Origin of the sequence: Bradyrhizobium zhengyangense, assembly GCF_022012555.1 — a bacterium.
GTDB classification, from domain to species: Bacteria; Pseudomonadota; Alphaproteobacteria; order Rhizobiales; family Xanthobacteraceae; genus Bradyrhizobium; species Bradyrhizobium zhengyangense.
The window spans coordinates 362,026-376,962 of record NZ_JAKLTZ010000002.1 but is presented as its reverse complement, the minus strand read 5'-3'; the positions used below and the strand labels follow the sequence as shown (position 1 = coordinate 376,962).

Genomic DNA, 14,937 nt, shown 5'->3' with positions numbered 1-14,937 from the left:
ATAGCGGCCATCGTCGGGTTCAAGCTGGGCGGTCGATGATCGCAGGCAATATATTTTTTGGTCGAGGGACTTGACGTTTAGCCCACCACCTTGCTGCTGCCCTGCGTGATCAGCCGCGCCGCGCGCTGGTCTCGCGCGTAGATCCACAGCCAGCTCAGCGCGACGCTGAGGCGGTGGCGGAGGCCGATCAGGAAGTAGATGTGGGCGATGCCCCAGATCCACCATGCGATGGTACCGCGCAGTTTGACCTTGCCGAAATCGATCACCGCGAGCCGCTTGCCGATCTGCGCGAGGCTGCCGGCGTGCTTGTAGCGGAACGGGGTGGTCGGCGCGCCCTGCAGTCGCGCCTTGATGGTTGCGGCGACATGTTTGCCCTGCTGCTTCGCCGCAGGTGCGATGCCGGGCACGGGCTTGCCGTTCCAGGCGTTGATGTTGACGGTGTCGCCGATCGCGAAGATTTCGGGATGGCCGGGAATGGTGAGATCGTCGGCGATTTGCACGCGTCCGGCGCGATCGCTCGGTGCGCCCAGCCATTCGGCCGCGGGCGAAGCGCGTACGCCGGCGGCCCAGATTCGTGTCTTGGCCTCGAGCAGCTTGCCGCCGAAGACCACGCCATCACGGTTGATCTCGGTCACGGCCTGCCCGAGCACGACCTCGACGCCGATCTTTTCCAGCGAGGCCTGCGCGTAAGCCGAGAGATCGTCGGGAAAGCCCGCCAGCACGCGCGGGCCCGCCTCGATCAGCACGACGCGCGCCTTGTGGGTGTCGATGTTGCGGAAATCTGCCGGCAGTGTGTGATGTGCCATCTCGGCGATGGTGCCGGCGAGCTCGACGCCGGTCGGGCCGGCGCCGACGATCACGAAGGTCAATCGCGCCGCGCGCTTCGCGGGATCAGTCTCCCGCTCGGCGCGCTCGAACGCCACCAGGATGTGACGGCGCAGTGTGGTCGCGTCTTCCAGCGTCTTCAGTCCCGGCGCCCATGTCTCCCACTCGTCATGGCCGAAATAGGCGTGGCGCGCGCCGGTGGCGAGCACCAGCGTGTCGTAAGGCACCTCGCTGCCATCGTCGATCTGCACGCATCGCCTGTCGGCATCGACGCCGCTCACTGTGGCAAACAGCGTCGTCACCTCGCGGCGGTCGCGCATGAGATGACGGATCGGCCAGGCGATCTCGCTGGTCGCAAGCGAGGCGGTCGCGACCTGGTAAAGCAGCGGTTGAAACAGATGGTGGTTGCGGCGGTCGATCAGCGTGATCTCCACCGGCGCGCCGGCAAGCCGGTAAGTCGTCTCCAGCCCGCCGAAGCCGGCGCCGACGATGACGACACGATGGGGATTTGCGGCCATGATACACCCTCTGATCTCGCTGCTTCACTCACTTATTTAAGTGCGGATTGGGTGCCGTGGTCCAATAGCCGTCCTCAATGATGGAATAGGCTTGGCGTATCGATATTCCCGCGAAAAAGCGCCGCAGGCTCCGGACCGGCCTCGGCCGAAGTGAGTAGAATTATATTTCTTGCCATCTCCGTTTAGGGCGAAATATGGTGCAGGACGAGCCGCTGGGCCATTGGCGGCGCGACAGATTTTGCGTTCAATAGAGGCAGACCCGGGGCGGCGATCACCCCGTTTCCGGGGGCCAATAATTGGGAGGGGAGTGAGTTATGAGGACGGCATACTGGCTGGCGGGCGCAGCGGCGCTGGTGCTGGCAAATCCGGCATTCGCCGGCGACACCATCAAGATCGGTTTCGTCTCGACCTTCAGCGGCCCGACCGCCGTGATCGGCAACGACATGCGCAACTCGTTCGAGCTCGCGCTCGACCATCTCGGACGCAAGATGGGCGGCAAGCCGGTCGAGGTGATCTACGAGGACGATGGCCAGAAGCCTGATGTCGGCAAGCAGAAGACCGAGAAGCTGGTGCAGTCCGACAAGGTCGATTTCCTGGCCGGCTACATCTGGTCGAACGTGCTGCTCGCCTCGCTCAAGACCGCGGTGGACTCGCAGACCTTCCTGATCTCCGCCAATGCCGGCCCGTCGCAGCTCGCGGGCGAGCTGTGTAGCCCTTACGTGTTCTCGACCTCCTGGCAGAACGACCAGACGCCGGCCGCCATGGGCCTTTACATGAACGCGAACGCCGTCAAGAGCGTATTCCTGATCGGCCCGAACTACGCCGCGGGCAAGGATATGCTCGCGGGCCTGAAGAGCACCTTCAAGGGCGAGGTCAAGGGCGAGGAATACACGGTCTGGCCGAGCCAGCTCGACTTCTCCGCCGAGCTGGCGAAAGCTCGCGCCTCCGGCGCCGAATCGATCTTCGTGTTCTATCCCGGTGCGGCCGGCGCGCAGTTCCTCAATCAATATGTCCAGGCCGGCATGAAGAGCACCATGCCGCTCTACACCGCCTTCACCGTCGACGAGACGACGTTGCCGTTGCAGAAGGAGAATGCGTTCGGGGTGCCCGGCGCGCAGGAGTGGGTGAACGATCTGCCGAACGAGCAGAACAAGAAGTTCGTGGCCGACTACCGCGCAAAATATCCGAGCGCCCGGCCGAGCTATTACGGCGCGCAGGCCTATGACGCGGCGCAGCTCATCAACAGCGCGGTGGTCGCCGTCGGCGGCGACACGACCAAGAAGGACGCGATGAAGGCCGAGATGGAGAAGGCCAACTTCAAGTCGCTGCGCGGCGCGTTCAAATACGGCAACAACCACATCCCGATCCAGAACTTCTATCTGCAGGACGTGGTGAAGGGCGCCGGCGGCGAGCTCTCGCTGAAGACCGTCGCCACCATCGTCACCAACGATCAGGACCGCTTCCACGACAAGTGCCCGATGAAGTAAGGGCTTAGTTTCCCCCTCTCCCCGCGTGCGGGGAGAGGAGCCCGCGAGGGGAGAGGGTCATCACACCCGCGGCATGCTCGCGGGCCGCATCTCGCGCGCTTGCGCGGCGAGCCTGATGCCGGCATTGGGCGCGCCAAATCCCTGATAGCTCCGCCGCTCGACGATCTCGAAGAAGAAGCGCTCGTCGAAAATGTGGGTGTAGACCTGGAAGAATTCGCCGTCGCCCTCGCGGTCGTAGAGGATGTGGTTGGCGCGGAGCTTGGCCATGACATCGGGCGCGAGGTCGTATTTAGCTTCGATGTCGTCGTAGTAATTGTCAGGGATATCGAGGAAGCCGGCGCCGCGGGCGCGCATCGCGGCGACGGTCGCAAAGATGTCCTCGCACGCAAAGGCGACATGCTGCACGCCCGAGCCGAAAAACTCCGAGATGAAGCGGGCCGGCAGTGTGCGATTGGCCGAGGAGCCGTTGACGACGAAACGCAGGCTCTGGTCGCCATTGATGAGAGCCTGGCTCTGCACGAGGCCTCTGGGGTCGGCGATCTCCATCTGCGGCAGCCGCTTCAGGTCGAGGATGCCGGTGTAGAACAGCAGCCACGACAGCATCTCGTCATAAGGCATCGACTGCGCGATGTGATCGACCGCGATCAACGCATCCGCGCTTGCGTTGCTCGCGACGGGCTCGAAATCCGTGTCCCAGTTCTTGCCGGCCTGGTCGAGGAAGTACAGAAGGCTGCCGCCGACGCCGTGGATCGCGGGGATCTCCAGCTCGCCCGGCCCCACCGGTTGATAGAAGGTGCGCGCCTTCAGCGTCTCGGCCCGCTGCATGGCAAGGCCGGCATTGTCGATGTCGAGCGCGATGGCGCAGACGCCGGGACCATGGGTGACATAGTGCGAATGCGCAAAGCCGCCGGTCTCGGAGTTGATCACGAGCTCGACCTTGCCTTGCGACCAGCGCTCCACCGCCTTGCTGCGGTGCTTGCCCGTCTTGCGGAAGCCGAGCTGCGAGAACAATTGCGCGAGCTCGCCGGCCTTGGCCTCGTTGACGGCGAATTCGATGAAACCGGTGCCGCTGCTCTTGGGCTTAGGGGCCAGGGGCTCGCCGACGAGCTTTGGCCAGTCCGGGGCGAGGTGGTCCTGCAACAGGATCAGCGAGCGCAGGCCGTCGACCGCCGTCTGCGCCGCGGAGCCGGCGCGGAACTGGTCGTTGAAGATCTCCAGCGACCATGGCCCGGAATAACCGGTCGCCGCGATCGCCTGCATGAACTCGCCGACCGGCAGATCGCCCTGGCCGGGGAAGGAGCGGAAGTGCCGGCTCCACGATAGGATGTCGAGCTCGAGCTTGGGCGCGTCGGCGAGCTGCACCAGGAAGATCTTGTCGCCGGGGATCGAGGCCATGGCGCGAACCGGGAACCCCGGCGCCAGCGCGTGAAAAGAGTCGAGGATGACGCCGATCGCGGGATGATCGGCGCGCCGCACGATCTCCCAGGCGTCGCGATAGTCGTTGACGTGCCGGCCCCAGGCCAGCGCCTCATAGCCGACGCGCAGGCCCCGCTTGGCAGCGCGGTCGCCGAGCTCGCGAAAATCGTCGGCCGCGCGGTCGATGCCGCCGAGCGAGTGAGGGGACACGTTGGAGCAGATCAGCAAGAGATCAGTGCCGAGCTCCTGCATCAGATCGAACTTGCGCTCGGCGCGGGCAAAATTGCGCGCGCGCTGCGGCTCCGGCATGCCCTCGAAATCACGGAACGGCTGGAACGCGCAGATCTCGAGATTGAGGTCCTTGCAGAGCTTTGCGATCTCGCGCGGCTTTGAACCGAACGACAGCAGGTCGTTCTCAAAAATCTCCACCGCCTCGAAGCCTGCGGATGCGATGGCACGCAGCTTTTCGTCGAGGGCGCCAGAGAGGGAGACCGTTGCGATCGAGCGCTTGTTCATGCTGCCTGCTCCATGATGTGGCCCGGCGATATTTTCTGGCCCGTGCGCGCGGCCTCGCTGACGGCCTCGACGACCGCGAGCGTCCCCATCGCATCCTCCGCCGAGATCAGCGGCTGTTCGCGCCCCGCGATCACCGCGCAGAAATGCCGGAGCTGCTCGGCCAGCGGATCGACAGCCGCCGGCGCGATGCTCTCGCGCGCCAGCGGCGCGTACCAGCCAGACTGTTGCGCGTAGGACCAGAGTTCCATGTTCGGCACGGACAACGAGCCCACGGTGCCGGAGAAGATGTAACAGGGCTGGTCTTGCTTGGGATACGCGGGGTTCTCGCCGGAGGTGAGCTCCCAGCTCCACGGTGCCGGCGTTGCGTCCGACACGGCTACTGTTCCGAGCGCACCGCATTCGAAGCGTAGCAGCAATGCGGCGGTATCCTCGACGGCAAAGCCGCGAGCCTTGTTCGAGGTCAGTGCCTGCACCTCGGCGATCTCGCCGCAGATAAAGCGGAGATTGTCGATGTCGTGGATGAGGTTGATCAGCAGCGGGCCGCCGCCGTGCTCGCGCCGCCACGCGACATCAAAATAATCGTCGGGTTTCTTCAGCAACCACAGCCCGACCACGGCCGTGAGCTGGCCGAGCTTGCCTGATGTCACTGCCTCGCGCGCGGCCTTGATGATCGGATTGTGCCGGCGATGATGGCCGACCAGCATCGGCACGCCGGTCCGCCTGACCGCGGCGCACAGGCGCCGCGCGGCTGCGACGGTATCAGTCACCGGCTTCTCGATCAGCGCGGGTACGCGGGCCTCAGCGCAATCGAGCGCCATCTGGAAATGCAGTGCGTTCGGGGAGGCGATAATCAAACCGTCTGGCTTCTCGTCCGCAAGCAAAGCGCGATGATCTGCGTGCCAGGGCGTCTTGCGTGCTTGCGCAAACTCTTTCGCGTTGGGGGAGGGGTCAGCGATGCCGGCCAGCACGCAATCCGGCGAAGCGTCGATCAGTTCGACATGGCGGCGGCCGATCAGGCCGGCGCCGGCCACCGCGATGCGCATTTTCGCGCTCATGCCGCGCTCTCCTCCATGGCGCCGCCGAGGAAGAGCTGGCCGATGCGGGGATCGTTCAGAATGCGCTCCGCTTTGTCGACCATACGAGTCTGGCCGAGCTCGAGCACGATGCCGATGTCAGAAATCTCCAGCGCCGAGCGCGCGTTCTGCTCGATCATCAGGATAGTGACGCCGCGGTCACGCAAGGATTTGAGGATGTCGAAGGTCTGCTGCACCATCAGCGGCGACAGCCCGATCGAGGGCTCGTCGATCAGCACCAGCTTCGGCTCGAGCAGCAGCGAGCGGGCGATTTCGAGCTGTTTCTGCTCGCCGCCGGACAAGGTCGAGGCCTGCTGGGTCGATTTGCGCCGCAGCGCCGGAAACAGGTCGAGCGCGGCCTCGATTCGTGTCGGCAGGTCGATGCCCTTCGCCGCGACCCCGCCGAGCTCGATGTTGTGACGTACCGAAAGCTCGGGAAAGATGTTGCGGCCCTGCGGCACGTAGCAGATGCCGGCATTGAGCAGCGCGCGCTGGCTCAAGTTTGTGACGTCGCGGCCGGCAAAGCTGATCTTGCCCTCGCGGAGCTTCAAGAGACCGAAGATCGCCTTGAACACGGTGGACTTGCCGGCGCCGTTGGGGCCAATGATCGTGGTGATCGTCGCGGACGGCACCGAGAAGGTGGTGCCGTTCAGAATCGTCATCTTGCCGTAGCCGCCGAAGAGATTGTGAACCGAGAGGATCGGGTCGCTCATGGCTCGCGCTCCCTAATGTCCGAGATAGGCTTCGATCACGGCCGGGTTCTTCCGAACCTCGTCGGGCCGTCCCATCGCCAGCACCTTGCCTTCCGCCATCACCATCACGCGCGAGCACAGCGACATCACGAATTCCATGTTGTGCTCGATCACGACGAAGGTGGCATTCTTCTCGCGGTTGATCGCGACCAGCCGTTCCTTCAGGTCGGACAGCATGGTCGGATTGACGCCGCCGGCAGGCTCGTCGAGCAGCACCAGGCGTGGGCCGCCCATAAAGGCCATGGCGGCATCGAGCAGCTTTTGCTGGCCGTAGGAGAGGCCGCCGGCGGGTTCAGCCGCGAGATGATCGAGCTTGAAGAATCCGATCATCTGGTTGGCGGCGTCGGTCAATCCGGCATCGGAGCGGCCGACCAGGCGCGAGGCCATGTTGCCCTGATGCTCCTGACCCGCGAGGATCAGATTCTCGCGAACCGAAAGCTTTGGAAACACCTGCAGAAGCTGGAAGGTGCGACTGACGCCGAGTTTGTTCAGCTCGGAAGGGCGCAAGCCCGTGACGACCTTGCCGTCGAGCCTGACCTCACCGCCTGATGGCGTGAGCTGGCCGAGGATGCAGTTGAACAAGGTCGACTTGCCGCAGCCGTTCGGGCCGATCAGGCCGAGGATCTCGCCCTCGCGCACGTCGAAGGAGACGTCGTCGACCGCGGTGATGCCGCCGAAGCTCTTCTTGATATTGGTGACCTCGAGCACCGCACTCATTGCGCCGTCTCCAGGCGGGATTTGGCGACGGCGCGCAGTGCGGAGGCCGCCTTGGTGCGCCGTGCGGCCATATGGCGGTCGAGGATTCCCAGGATGCCTGTCGGCGACCAGATCAGCAGCCCCATCACCGCGATCGCGTAGAGCATCAGATAATAGCCTTCGGTGAAGCGCAGCCATTCCGGCAGCAGCACCGCGATCATCGCGCCAAGGAACGGGCCGAAATAGAAGCCGGCGCCGCCGACGATCACCATCATCAAGAGATCGAGCGAGAGCGACAGGTTGAAGGGAACGGGATCGATATATTGCGTCAACGGCGCATAGAGCGCGCCGGCGACGCCGCCGAGCGCCGAGCCGATCGCGAACGCCATCAGCGTGTAGCGGCGGGTATCGATGCCGAGTGATTGCGCGCGCAGGGGATTTTCGCGCAGTGCCATGAAGGCGCGTCCCCAGGGCGAGCGGATCAGCCACCACACCGCCAGCGAGACGATCGCAAGCGAGCCGAGACAGATATAGTAGAACGGCAGCGGTTTGTTGGTCGCAATGCCGAAAAAGTGCGGCCGCGGGATGCCGGAGATGCCGTAGATACCGCCGGTCAGCCAGCTCTCGTTGCGGAACACAAGGAAGGCGAGGGTGGAGAAGGCGAGCGTCACGAACGCGAGGTAATGGTGTTGCACGCGTAGCGCGGGATAGCCGAGCACCCAGCCGACTGCGAAGCTCAAGGCGATCGCGACTGCAATTGCCGCCGGCAGCGGCCAACCGTGGGTCGTCATGATCGCGGCGGCATAGGCGCCGATGCCGACGAAGGCGCCCTGCGCCAGCGACACCTGGCCGGCATAGCCGAGCGTGAGATTGAGCCCCATAGCGGCGATGGTCATCACCGCCCATTGGCTCAGGATGAACAGACCGTAGCGGTTGAAGTTCATGGGGATGACGATCAGGCCGGCGATGACGGCGAGGCCGAGCGCGATCTTCAGGGGTTTGGCATAGCCGCTCATACCGTGCGCTCCTCGGCGCGGCCGAGCAGGCCCTGCGGCCGGAACAGGATCACGGCGATGAGGAAGATCATCGGCACGGCGGCTCGATACTGCGTCGAGACATAGGCGGCCGCGAGATTGTCGAGCACGCCGATCAACAGGCCGCCGGCGATCGCGCCGCGGACCTGGTTGAAGCCGCCGACGATCGCGGCGATGAAGGCGGCCTGGCCCAGCACTTCACCGGAGGAGAACTTGGCGAGATAGATCGGCGTGATCAGCAGCGACGCCAGCGCGACCAGGAAGGCGTTGATCAGGAACGTCAGCAAGATCATGCGCTCGACAGGCACGCCGATGATGCGCGCGACCGTGGGGTTCTGCGCCGCCGCCTGCATCTGGTGACCGAGCGAGGTGCGGTTGAGCAGGGTGGTCAGCCCGAATACAGCCAGGATCGCGACGACCAGCACGCCGATGCTTTGCAGCGAGACGGCGTGGCCGAGGACGGAGATGTCGCCGGTCGGCACGATCGACGGAAACGGCGAGGCCTCGGCGCTGAAGAATTGCTTCACGGCTTCCTTGATGCCGATGGCCAGCGCCATGGTCGCGATCGCCAGCGGCAGCACGCCGTGGCGCATCATCGGGTCGACCAGCAGCATCTTGAAGGCGAGACCAAGCAGGATCATCGACAAGAGAATGCCGAGGATGATCGCGAGCCAGAACGGCGCGCCGACATGCATCGCCGCTAGCATCAAAAACGCCGGCAGCATCACGAACTCGCCTTGCGCAAAATTGATGGTTTGCGAGGTCTGCCACAGCAGCGTGAAGCCGACCGCGACCAGCGCGTAGATCGCGCCAGTGGCGAGGCCCGCGACCAGGAGATCGAACAGATTGGACATTTTCCCCTCTCGCCGCCTTATCTTCTCCCTCTCCCCGCATCCGCCTTCGCTAAAGCTCCGGCGAGACAGGCGCGGGGAGAGGTGAAGAACGCCTCACTTCAGCTTCGGCAATACCTGCTTCACTACCTGCTTGCCGTCGACCACCTCGACCAGGAAGCTTTGCCGATCGATGTCGCCATTCTGGTCGAAGGTGACGTCCATCAGAATGCCGGGCTCCTCAGAGGCCTTGATCGTCAGGCCGTGCAGCGTGTCGGCGAACGCCTTGGGGTCGACCTTGCCCATCTTCTCGGTGGTGGCCTTCACCATGTAGACGGCGAGGTAGCCCTTCAGGCCGTTATGATCAGGGACGTAATTGTACTTCTTCGAGAAGCGGTCGCGGAAACCCTTGATCAGCTCGACCGGCGCATCCGTGGTGAGGCCGACATGGCCGCGCGCGCCGTTGGCGGCATCGCCGGCGAGCTCGATCACCTTCTGGCCGATCAGCGTGGTCTCGCCCATCAGCGGCGCAGTGACGCCCTGGCGCTTCAGCTCCTTCAGGATGCGCGCGCTCTCTTCTTCGTTCAAATAGACAAACACGGCATCGGGATTGGCGGCCTTGATCTTGCCGACGTCGGCGGCGAAATCGGCCTGGCCCGCTTCAGTGGAGAGATCGGCGACGACCTTGGAGCCGAGACGCTCCAGCTCCTTGGTGACGACGTCGCGTCCGCCACGGCCGAAGTCGTTGTTGACCCAGACCACCGCGACCGACTTCGCCTTCATGTCGTCGTGGATGTACTTTGCGACCTTCGGCATCGAGGATTGCTGGCCGAACGAGGTGCGGAACAGGAATTTGTTGCCGGCCTGCGTCAACTCGGCGGCTTCGCCGCCCATGATCTGGGTGATGCCGGCTTCGGCGGCGAGCGGCGCGGTGACCTTCACCGAGCCGGAATAGCCGGGGCCGAGCAACACATAAGGCTCGGCGTCGAGCGCCTTCTGCACCTGCGCGCGCGCCACGCCCGGGTTCGATTGCGAGTCGGCGTGGGTGACCTCAAGCTTGCGGCCGAGAATGCCGCCCTTGGCATTGATCTCCTCGATCGCGAGGTCGATGCCGTTTTTCCAGTTGGTGCCGACGGTTGCGCCGCCGCCCGACAGCTCGGCGACGTCGGCGAGCTTGATCGTCTGTGCGAAGGCGCCCGTGGTCGTGATGGCAGTGAGCAGTGCGCCCACCAGTAGCGTTGATTTCATCGTCCTCTCCTCCCGTTTCAATTTTGCAAGCGGCCTTGTGTCCGGCCGCTTCGCCTCAAGCTGCCTGATAGGCGGCGCTGCGCGCTGCCATCACGGCGTCAAAAGCCTCTCCCATGACTTCAGTCGATGGGGCAAGGCCCGTGAACAATTCGAAGGCGTCGGCGGCCTGGTAGATCGCAAGCTCCCGCCCGGTCATGATCCGCGCGCCCTTCTCTCGCGCAGCGGCAAGCAACGGCGTGATCAGCGGCGAGTAAACGGCGTCGGCGACCCACAGGTTTTCGCGCAGCAGCGCCGGGGGGACCGGCGTGTCCCGGTTCGGCAGCATGCCGACCGGCGTGCCGTTGACGAGGCCGGTTGCGCCATGAAGCGCGTCCTCGACGCTTCGGGCGACCCGTGCGCCGCCGTGGTTGGCCAGCAGCGCGGCAAGCTTCTCGGCACGCGCCGGCTCGCTGTCGAAGATGCGCAGGTCAGTCACCTTCAGGCTCGCCAGTGCGAAGGCGATGGCCTTGCCGACACCGCCAGTGCCGATCACGGCCACTGCATTTCCGGCAGGCGCCAGCAGCGGCTTGACCGCGCGCGCAAAGCCTGTGGTGTCGGTGTTGTGGCCGATCAGTCTGTTATTCCTGACCACGACGGTGTTGACCGCGGCCATGGTCGCTGCCGTCGATGCCAGCTCATCAAGCAGCGGCACCACGGCTTCCTTGTAGGGGAAGGTGACGTTGACGCCGGCAAAGCCGAGCCGGCGCACGCCCTCGAGCATCATTCTCAACCCGGTCGCGTCCGCGCCGGCGACCTCGATGAGCTGGTAGTGGCCCCGCAGGCCCAGCGCCTCGGCGGCGCGCTCATGCATGGCAGGGGAGGCGGAATGAGCGATCGGCGCGCCGATCAGGCCGGTCAGGAGTTTTTTGGAGGCAGCGGGGCCGCGGCTAGACATGATCCACTATCGTCTCTTGATCGTCCCTCGATGGTCCTTGGGGCGCGCGTTGATGTTAGGCCATTAGCGGGGAAATCCGCGCAATTCCAAGAGGGACGATAGCCATTCCTCTGCCTAACACAATTACCCTTTCGTCCCGCAAACCTAACATAATGTTATTTCTTCCGCGTCCGCCCGGGCACGGCCTTGCCGTTGCCGCGGGACGGCTCGACCGCGCGCATCTCGGCACGCAGGGATTCGATGAAATATTCGACATGGAGCGACAGCGGCGCGCCGCGCTTCACCGCGATATAGGTGTCGAACCGCGTCGGCTCGGCGATCTTGATCAGCTCGATGCCGGGATAGCCGCCATGAGCCACCGTGAACTGATCGATGATGGCGATGCCGAGCCCTGCCTTCACCAGCGCGCAGACCGTGGTACCGAAGCGCGCGCGGATGGTGATGTTGTAGTCGAGCTTATGGCGCGCAAACATCTCGGCCATGATCCGGCCGTAGGGATCGTTGGGATCGATGCCGATCAGCGGATAGCGCGTCATCTCGGCCGCCGAGACCTGCTTGCGGCCGGCGAGCTCGTGGCCGGGCGGCACGATGCAATAGAGCTCGCCCGAGGCGAGCGGCAGGAAGTCGAGACCGGAATGCTCTAATCGGTAGCTCATCGCCACGCATTCGCCGCGGCCGAGCAGCAGATAGTCGATGGCTTCCTCGATCTTGAGGATGTTGATGTCGATGCCGAGATCCGGATAGCGGCGCCGGACACGCTCGATGGCGCGCGGCACCATCACCTGCGAGATGCTCGGCACCGAGCCGATACGCAGTTCCGACAAGCCGCCGCGGCCGATCTTGGAGATGATCTCGGAGAGGTCGTCGACCTTCTTGTAGACGCCGTTGATCTGCTCGAAGATGTTCTCGGCTTCCGGGGTCGGGAAGTAGCGGCCGTTCTGGCGCTGGAAGAAGCGGATGCCGAGCGAGCGCTCGGTATATTTGACCAGCCGGCTGATCCCCGGTGCCGATACGTTCAGCAGCTTGGCCGCGCCACCAATGGTGCCCGTCACCATCACGGCACGGATCACTTCAACCTGGCGCAGTGTCATCATGATCTTGGTATCCGAAAGACGATCGCGGCGGCGATCATCTCACGAGCGATGCAAGGTCATCCAGCGTCAAATACCTGGCGATGTGGATGGCGACGCGCCGGCTTTGTCCTCCCGGGAGGGGGGAGCTCATTCATGACGATACGAGCGGATCAGTTTCGCTGCCGGAATGTCCTGAAATCAGCGCGCTCAAATCGAAGGGCGTCGTCGCGCGATCCGTTGCGTCGGCGTCGTTTGCTGCAGCTGCGTCCTAGCTTGCCGGTCCCTCCGGCGACACGCTGCCGGGACGTTCCGCGCGTTCGCTCCGCAGCACGTCGCGGGCGAACTCGATGATCTTCTGCTTGTTCGCCGTATCGCGGACGGCGAAAAACACGCGGTTCAGTTCCAGGCCGAGCACGCTGTTGAGGGCGATGTTCTCGTCTTCCATCGTGGCTTTCCCGCTCTAGACGCCTGAGGTGTAACTGGAGGTCACTTCCTCCACAAGTAGATTAAATCTTCGATGCCGATGCCACCCCGGGGAATTACGGGCGCGAGTGAATTGAGGCAGTCCCCCAAGACGTGTTATACGGATGCGCGAGCGTCAGGGAACGCATCGATGACCGCCGTTGACTATGGCCGCGAGGCGCTGGACTTCATCGAAGGGCTGGGAGCCTATGACAGGGTCCCGGATGCCATGGACGCGCTCGAAACGGCGTTCGGTCGCTTCGGCTTCGAGACCATAATCGTGACCGGATTGCCGAATCCTGATCAGCGGTTCGCGCAGATGGTGCTCGCCAAGCGCTGGCCGGCGGGCTGGTTCAGTCTCTACACGCAAAACAATTACGATCGCGTCGATCCTGTGGTGCGCCTGTGCCGGCAATCGCTCAACCCATTCGAGTGGTCGGAAGCGCCGTATGATGCCGAGATCGAGCCGAATGCGGCAGAGGTGATGAATCGCGCCACCGATTTCCGGATGTCACGCGGCTTCATCGTTCCCATCCACGGGCTCACCGGCTACGAGGCCGCGGTGTCGCTCGGCGGCGTCCATCTCGATCTCAATCCGCGCAGCAAGCCGGCTCTGCATCTGATGGCGATGTACGGCTTCGACCACATTCGCCGTCTGCTCGATCCTGCACCGAGTCGCTCGGCGCGCCTGACCCCGCGTGAGCGCGAGGTGATCGCCTGGGCGTCGCAGGGCAAGTCCGCGTGGGAGATCGGTGAGATCCTCAACATCACGCAGCGCACCGCCGAGGAACATCTTGCAACCGCTGCGCGCAAGCTCGGAGCTGTCAACCGCACGCATGCGGTTGCACTCGCGATTCGCCACAAGATTATCAATCCGTAAGCAACGTACTGGGAAATTTCCCAATATCGACTCCGCGCCTTTTCGCGGAGGCTACCCCCATTGAGGCTGGATGGGGGTTTTCATGATTCACGCAATTTCCGCCGTCAATCGCCACCTATATGAAGACGTACTCGAGCAGCATTTCCGGCTGCGCCACGATATATTCGTCGAGGAACGGCACTGGGAGACACTTCGCAGGCCCGACGGTCGCGAGATCGATTCCTATGACAACGAGGACACCGTTTATCTGCTCGCATTGGAGGAGCGCCGCGTCGTCGGCGGTCACCGGCTTTATCCGACCACCAAGCCCTCGATGATGAGCGAGGTGTTTCCGCATCTGGCCGCCGTGCGCGGCTGGCCCGAGGATCCGCTGGTCTGGGAGTGGTCGCGCTATTTCGTCGTTCGCGATCGCCGCGATGGCGCGCTCAACCTGCAACTGATGGCGGCGGTGCAGGAGTTCTGTCTCGATCAGGGAATCGCGCGCGTCAGCGCGATCATGGAGACCTGGTGGCTGCCGCGTTTCCACGAGGCCGGCTTCGTCGTGACGCCGCTCGGCCTGCCCGCGCTGGTGGAGAATGCCTGGACCATGGCGGCGACCATCGACATTCGCCAGGAGACGGTCGATGCCCTGCATGATCGCATCGGCATGGCCTCGATCGTCCATCAGGACGGACCGCGTCTCGATTGCATCGCCCATGCCAACAATTGCGGCCGCACTGCCGCGCAACGAAAGAGCGCCTGAGATGTCGAATATGATGCGAGATAGCCAAATCATGGCGCAAACCAAGGACGAGAATCTCGGCTACATGTCCGACATGGCGCTCGAGCTGGCGCAGATGGCCGAAGATTCGGGGTTGGCGACGCTGGCCTACCTGTTTCGGATGGCGGCGCTGGAGGCCTCGACGGCCAATAGCGAGCTCAACGTGCCGGACGATTTCTCCCGCCAGGTCACGTCGCACTAGACGCCACCCCTCGTTCCGACCTCTCACGCCCTCTCCCCGGAAACGGGGGGAGGGCTATCGTTTGGGTGCGGCAGGCTGTCCTATCCTGCGCGGCGTTGCTGGACCGATGGAAGGTCGCATGCACCGGCATGCAACAAAGTGCATGTCTGGTGCGGAATCGCTCTTGCCTCGGAACGATACTGCCATTACCCATTTTTCTGCCTTGTAGAGGCAGGGGGAGCTCTTTCACTG

General features: G+C 63.9%; 15 protein-coding genes. 4 read left to right on the top strand and 11 right to left on the bottom strand.

What is annotated here, in order from left to right; genetic code table 11:
• Positions 1 to 77 precede the first annotated feature (77 nt).
• The gene (locus tag L6639_RS07085) at positions 78 to 1,343 is read right to left on the bottom strand and encodes an NAD(P)/FAD-dependent oxidoreductase (RefSeq protein WP_237860167.1); all 1,266 of its coding nucleotides are present in this window, start codon (positions 1,341 to 1,343) and stop codon (positions 78 to 80) included.
• A gap of 314 nt (positions 1,344 to 1,657) precedes the next feature.
• Here L6639_RS07085 and L6639_RS07080 point away from each other — a divergent pair, with 314 nt between their 5' ends.
• Positions 1,658 to 2,830, top strand: a complete 1,173-nt coding sequence (locus tag L6639_RS07080; protein ID WP_237860165.1) for an ABC transporter substrate-binding protein — start codon at positions 1,658 to 1,660, stop codon at positions 2,828 to 2,830.
• Positions 2,831 to 2,890: 60 nt separating this feature from the next.
• Here L6639_RS07080 and L6639_RS07075 read toward each other — a convergent pair whose 3' ends face one another.
• The 10 genes from L6639_RS07075 to L6639_RS07030 all read right to left on the bottom strand — a co-directional run bounded on the left by L6639_RS07075 (position 2,891) and on the right by L6639_RS07030 (position 12,847).
• A complete protein-coding gene (locus L6639_RS07075) occupies positions 2,891 to 4,762 on the bottom strand; it encodes a bifunctional sugar phosphate isomerase/epimerase/4-hydroxyphenylpyruvate dioxygenase family protein (protein ID WP_237860163.1) in 1,872 nt (623 codons plus the stop codon).
• Positions 4,759 to 5,817, bottom strand: coding sequence for a Gfo/Idh/MocA family protein (locus L6639_RS07070; protein WP_237860161.1), 1,059 nt, complete (start codon positions 5,815 to 5,817; stop codon positions 4,759 to 4,761). Before L6639_RS07070 ends, L6639_RS07075 begins: the two co-directional genes overlap by 4 nt.
• Positions 5,814 to 6,548, bottom strand: a complete 735-nt coding sequence (locus tag L6639_RS07065) for an ABC transporter ATP-binding protein (RefSeq protein ID WP_237860159.1) — start codon at positions 6,546 to 6,548, stop codon at positions 5,814 to 5,816. The genes L6639_RS07070 and L6639_RS07065 overlap by 4 nt, the downstream gene beginning before the upstream one ends.
• 12 nt (positions 6,549 to 6,560) lie before the next feature.
• The gene (locus L6639_RS07060) at positions 6,561 to 7,304 is read right to left on the bottom strand and encodes an ABC transporter ATP-binding protein (protein WP_237860157.1); all 744 of its coding nucleotides are present in this window, start codon (positions 7,302 to 7,304) and stop codon (positions 6,561 to 6,563) included.
• Positions 7,301 to 8,299, bottom strand: coding sequence for a branched-chain amino acid ABC transporter permease (locus tag L6639_RS07055; protein WP_237860155.1), 999 nt, complete (start codon positions 8,297 to 8,299; stop codon positions 7,301 to 7,303). Before L6639_RS07055 ends, L6639_RS07060 begins: the two co-directional genes overlap by 4 nt.
• A complete protein-coding gene (locus tag L6639_RS07050; RefSeq protein ID WP_194464941.1) occupies positions 8,296 to 9,171 on the bottom strand; it encodes a branched-chain amino acid ABC transporter permease in 876 nt (291 codons plus the stop codon). Before L6639_RS07050 ends, L6639_RS07055 begins: the two co-directional genes overlap by 4 nt.
• Before the next feature lie 93 nt (positions 9,172 to 9,264).
• A complete protein-coding gene (locus L6639_RS07045) occupies positions 9,265 to 10,395 on the bottom strand; it encodes an ABC transporter substrate-binding protein (protein WP_237860152.1) in 1,131 nt (376 codons plus the stop codon).
• 55 nt (positions 10,396 to 10,450) lie between these two features.
• Positions 10,451 to 11,329 (bottom strand): shikimate dehydrogenase, encoded by an 879-nt coding sequence (locus L6639_RS07040; RefSeq protein ID WP_237860150.1) that lies wholly within the window; start codon positions 11,327 to 11,329, stop codon positions 10,451 to 10,453.
• Positions 11,330 to 11,484: 155 nt separating this feature from the next.
• Positions 11,485 to 12,423: a LysR family transcriptional regulator gene (locus L6639_RS07035; protein WP_237860147.1), complete on the bottom strand. Its 939-nt coding sequence runs from the start codon at positions 12,421 to 12,423 to the stop codon at positions 11,485 to 11,487.
• Positions 12,424 to 12,670: 247 nt separating this feature from the next.
• Positions 12,671 to 12,847: a hypothetical protein gene (locus L6639_RS07030; protein ID WP_237860145.1), complete on the bottom strand. Its 177-nt coding sequence runs from the start codon at positions 12,845 to 12,847 to the stop codon at positions 12,671 to 12,673.
• Between the two features lie 168 nt (positions 12,848 to 13,015).
• Between L6639_RS07030 and L6639_RS07025 the strand changes: the two genes are divergently transcribed.
• The 3 genes from L6639_RS07025 to L6639_RS07015 all read left to right on the top strand — a co-directional run bounded on the left by L6639_RS07025 (position 13,016) and on the right by L6639_RS07015 (position 14,706).
• Positions 13,016 to 13,744 carry a helix-turn-helix transcriptional regulator gene (locus tag L6639_RS07025; protein WP_237860142.1) on the top strand — a complete coding sequence of 243 codons (729 nt, stop codon included), beginning with the start codon at positions 13,016 to 13,018 and terminating at the stop codon, positions 13,742 to 13,744.
• Positions 13,745 to 13,826: 82 nt separating this feature from the next.
• Entirely contained in the window at positions 13,827 to 14,486 is a 660-nt protein-coding gene (locus L6639_RS07020) for an acyl-homoserine-lactone synthase (RefSeq protein WP_237860140.1), read from the top strand.
• 1 nt (position 14,487) lies between these two features.
• Positions 14,488 to 14,706 carry a hypothetical protein gene (locus L6639_RS07015; protein WP_333909388.1) on the top strand — a complete coding sequence of 73 codons (219 nt, stop codon included), beginning with the start codon at positions 14,488 to 14,490 and terminating at the stop codon, positions 14,704 to 14,706.
• The last annotated feature ends 231 nt before the right edge of the window (positions 14,707 to 14,937 follow it).

Bases quoted from the DNA above. Each gene is read 5' to 3' on its own strand.
- L6639_RS07065 (WP_237860159.1), bottom strand. From the start codon at position 6,548: ATGAGCGACCCGATCCTCTCGGTTCACAATCTCTTCGGCGGCTACGGC.
- L6639_RS07085 (WP_237860167.1), bottom strand. From the start codon at position 1,343: ATGGCCGCAAATCCCCATCGTGTCGTCATCGTCGGCGCCGGCTTCGGC.
- L6639_RS07075 (WP_237860163.1), bottom strand. From the start codon at position 4,762: ATGAACAAGCGCTCGATCGCAACGGTCTCCCTCTCTGGCGCCCTCGAC.
- L6639_RS07060 (WP_237860157.1), bottom strand. From the start codon at position 7,304: ATGAGTGCGGTGCTCGAGGTCACCAATATCAAGAAGAGCTTCGGCGGC.
- L6639_RS07050 (WP_194464941.1), bottom strand. From the start codon at position 9,171: ATGTCCAATCTGTTCGATCTCCTGGTCGCGGGCCTCGCCACTGGCGCG.
- L6639_RS07055 (WP_237860155.1), bottom strand. From the start codon at position 8,299: ATGAGCGGCTATGCCAAACCCCTGAAGATCGCGCTCGGCCTCGCCGTC.
- L6639_RS07070 (WP_237860161.1), bottom strand. From the start codon at position 5,817: ATGAGCGCGAAAATGCGCATCGCGGTGGCCGGCGCCGGCCTGATCGGC.
- L6639_RS07045 (WP_237860152.1), bottom strand. From the start codon at position 10,395: ATGAAATCAACGCTACTGGTGGGCGCACTGCTCACTGCCATCACGACC.
- L6639_RS07020 (WP_237860140.1), top strand. From the start codon at position 13,827: ATGATTCACGCAATTTCCGCCGTCAATCGCCACCTATATGAAGACGTA.
- L6639_RS07030 (WP_237860145.1), bottom strand. From the start codon at position 12,847: ATGGAAGACGAGAACATCGCCCTCAACAGCGTGCTCGGCCTGGAACTG.
- L6639_RS07035 (WP_237860147.1), bottom strand. From the start codon at position 12,423: ATGATGACACTGCGCCAGGTTGAAGTGATCCGTGCCGTGATGGTGACG.
- L6639_RS07025 (WP_237860142.1), top strand. From the start codon at position 13,016: ATGACCGCCGTTGACTATGGCCGCGAGGCGCTGGACTTCATCGAAGGG.
- L6639_RS07040 (WP_237860150.1), bottom strand. From the start codon at position 11,329: ATGTCTAGCCGCGGCCCCGCTGCCTCCAAAAAACTCCTGACCGGCCTG.
- L6639_RS07080 (WP_237860165.1), top strand. From the start codon at position 1,658: ATGAGGACGGCATACTGGCTGGCGGGCGCAGCGGCGCTGGTGCTGGCA.
- L6639_RS07015 (WP_333909388.1), top strand. From the start codon at position 14,488: ATGTCGAATATGATGCGAGATAGCCAAATCATGGCGCAAACCAAGGAC.